4 protein-coding genes and 1 pseudogene are annotated in these 2538 nt (G+C 64.3%); 3 read left to right on the plus strand and 2 right to left on the minus strand.

Annotated elements, in window-relative coordinates; all coding sequences use genetic code 11:
- A partial coding sequence (locus ELR45_RS37840; protein WP_205856586.1) for a hypothetical protein occupies positions 1 to 207 on the minus strand: 207 nt, incomplete at its 3' end.
- Positions 204 to 872 (minus strand): ArsR/SmtB family transcription factor, encoded by a 669-nt coding sequence (locus ELR45_RS14365; protein ID WP_129667011.1) that lies wholly within the window; start codon positions 870 to 872, stop codon positions 204 to 206. The genes ELR45_RS14365 and ELR45_RS37840, both read right to left, overlap by 4 nt.
- 184 nt (positions 873 to 1056) lie before the next feature.
- Here ELR45_RS14365 and ELR45_RS14370 point away from each other — a divergent pair.
- The 3 genes and pseudogenes from ELR45_RS14370 to ELR45_RS14380 all read left to right on the plus strand — a co-directional run.
- Positions 1057 to 1314, plus strand: a pseudogene (locus ELR45_RS14370) (type II toxin-antitoxin system prevent-host-death family antitoxin); the annotation flags it as partial.
- 73 nt (positions 1315 to 1387) lie between these two features.
- Positions 1388 to 1783 (plus strand): type II toxin-antitoxin system VapC family toxin, encoded by a 396-nt coding sequence (locus tag ELR45_RS14375; protein WP_205856587.1) that lies wholly within the window; start codon positions 1388 to 1390, stop codon positions 1781 to 1783.
- Between the two features lie 117 nt (positions 1784 to 1900).
- A partial coding sequence (locus tag ELR45_RS14380) for a maleylpyruvate isomerase N-terminal domain-containing protein (protein ID WP_129667113.1) occupies positions 1901 to 2538 on the plus strand: 638 nt, incomplete at its 3' end.

Consider the following 2538-nt stretch of genomic DNA (forward strand, 5'->3'; position numbering starts at 1 on the left):
TCGTTCCGCGCGTGCCTGGCGAGCCGCGACCGTGCGGATGAGGGCGTTCAGGGCGTCTTGCTCACGTAGGTGGTGTTCGTGACGGATGAGATCATCGGGGTGCGGGAACATGGCTAGCGGTTCTGCCTCCGTGTCGCTCTCGCGTTGTTGCCGCCAGCAATTGCCGCCGAGACTCCCGCGGCCACTCTCCAACGCGCCGGTAGTCACGGACTCGTCTTGTGGTCGGTCGTGTCTGTGGCCGATTCGTCGGCGTCGGGGAGGCTGTGGCGGGTCGTCTCGTAGAGGCCGACGACGATGCCATACGTGGTGTCCCCGCCCCGTGGTTCGTGGATGAACTCCGAGATGAGGTCGTTGAGCCGCTGTGCCCACTCCCAGGCACGCTCTCTGGGGATGCGGGCGTATCGGATGTTGCCCATGGCGACTCGGTCCGGGCCGTCCGCCTCCGCGATCTCCTTGGCCGCTGTCTCCATGATGCGCTGCGACGCGGACGTCGCTTCGCCGATCTTCTGGAAGAGGAACACTCGGGCCGTGCGGCCGTAGTACTTGGCTTCGAGCGCCCGGACCCGCTTGGTGCGGACGACGTGAACCAGCCCTGCCTCTTCGAGCACCTTGAGGTGATGACCGACGGTGCCCTTGGGCTTGCCGAGGGCGACCGCCAGCTCCGACGTCGTCGCCGCCCGTTCGAGCAGGAGGCTGACGATTTCCATCCTGGTCTCCTCGAACAGGGCCCGGTACTGATCCGGGCTGGAGAGGGACAGCTCTTCCGCGAGCTCGTAGTCCGGGACAGCGGTAGAAGCGTCGCCGCCTGGGGTGTCACGCCGTTGGTGCTCTCGAGTCTCCGAATGGTCGGGATCGCTCGTATGGTCGGCCATAACAGTATGGTCCGTATTTCTCGACCGTTCTGTCAAGCGATGTGCGTGACAGGGTGAGATCGCGCGCGTTTCGCATGTCGGCACCGCCCCTGCATTGGCTATGCGGTGGGGTCCGAGACCGTGTGCCCCGCAAGCTTGCGCCCGATGACCAATATGACTATCTTGGTCATCGGAGGTCGATCACATGGATATGCCGAGGGTTGATTACGTCTGGACCGTGGCCGAGGCCAAGGCTCGCCTGAGTGAGGTGATCGATCGGGCGGAGCGCGTAGGGCCGCAGACCATCAGCCGTCGCGGAAAGGAGACCGTCGTGGTCGTCGCAATTGATGAGTGGCACAAGAAGAGCGTGCGGAAGGGAACTCTGGCGGAGTTCTTTGCCAACTCTCCGCTTGCTGGGTCCGGAATCGAAATCGAGCGTGCTCAGGGGCGGATGAGAGAGGTCGACTTCGGCGACGTCGAAGACGACGTCGAGCAGGAGGATGCAAGCCGTGAATTACCTGCTCGACACTAACGTCGTGTCTGAGTGGCACAAGCCCCGGCCCGATCCTGGCTTGATCAGATGGACGGACACCGTTGATGAGGACCGCACCTACTTGAGTGTCGTAACCATCGGTGAGCTGCGGGAGGGTATGGAGCGGATGCCGCCCGGTCGACGCCGAGACCGGCTGAATAGATGGCTGGACGACGAGCTTCCAGTGCGGTTCGAGCGCCGAATCCTGCCGGTGGACATTGAAACGGGTGACGTGTGGGGCCGGATGATGGCGCGGACCAAGAAGGTTGGACGATGTATTGACGCCGTCGACGGGTTCATCGCGGCGACCGCGGAGGTGCACGGGTTGGAGGTGATAACAAGAAACGTCCCGCACTTCGAATCCACCGGCGTGAAGATCTGCAATCCCTGGAGCGGTTGAGAACTTCATGTTCTCGGTCCCTGGCATGTCCGCGCTGACCGTCACGCCGCTCCGGACGTGATGACGCCATGTCCGGGTCGGGTCCGCGCCGTGCCGTCCACCGAGTAACGTTTCAGCGTGGCGAAACGAGCTGACCCGGCAAAGGCCTGGGATGTGTACCGGGAAGGGCATGCGGTTCTTCGAGAGTGGCTGGAGACCCTGCCATACGACGCGTGGAAGCGGGATAGTGCACTATCCGGATGGACCATCGCCGACCTGGCGGCGCACATCGCCATGGTGGGTGAGTCGATCGCGGCACTGACGGAGGCGCCTCGGGGCGTCGTCGCCAAGAGTCTTGCCGACTACATCACCGGGTATGCCCCGGCTGCCGACGTCATCTCGGGCAGCACGCTCCAGATAACCACGGATGCCGGACGGAAGCCGGCGGAGATCCTTAAGGTGGTCGACGCCCGATTCGCGGAAGCAGACGCGCGCATCGAGAATTCTGGACTGCGGGATGAGGTCGTCCAGGCACGCCGTGGACCGATCCGGATGGGTGACTTCCTGTTGACCAGGGTGATCGAGATCGTGGTGCACGGCGATGACTTCGCGCGTTCCCTGCCTGACATGGCGCCGCCGGTGATGCCGCGCGGAGTCCAGCGGGCGGCGGTGCGGGCGTTGCTTGATGTCCTCGCCGAGCGGGCGCCGGGGAGGACCGTCGAGGTCCGGATCCCGCCGCATGCTGCCGTGCAATGTGTCGAAGGTCCGCGGCACAC

The sequence above is a fragment of the Phytoactinopolyspora endophytica genome (assembly GCF_004138495.1).
Classification (GTDB): domain Bacteria; phylum Actinomycetota; class Actinomycetes; order Jiangellales; family Jiangellaceae; genus Phytoactinopolyspora; species Phytoactinopolyspora endophytica.

Bases quoted from the DNA above. Each gene is read 5' to 3' on its own strand.
- ELR45_RS14365 (WP_129667011.1), bottom strand. From the start codon at position 872: ATGGCCGACCATACGAGCGATCCCGACCATTCGGAGACTCGAGAGCAC.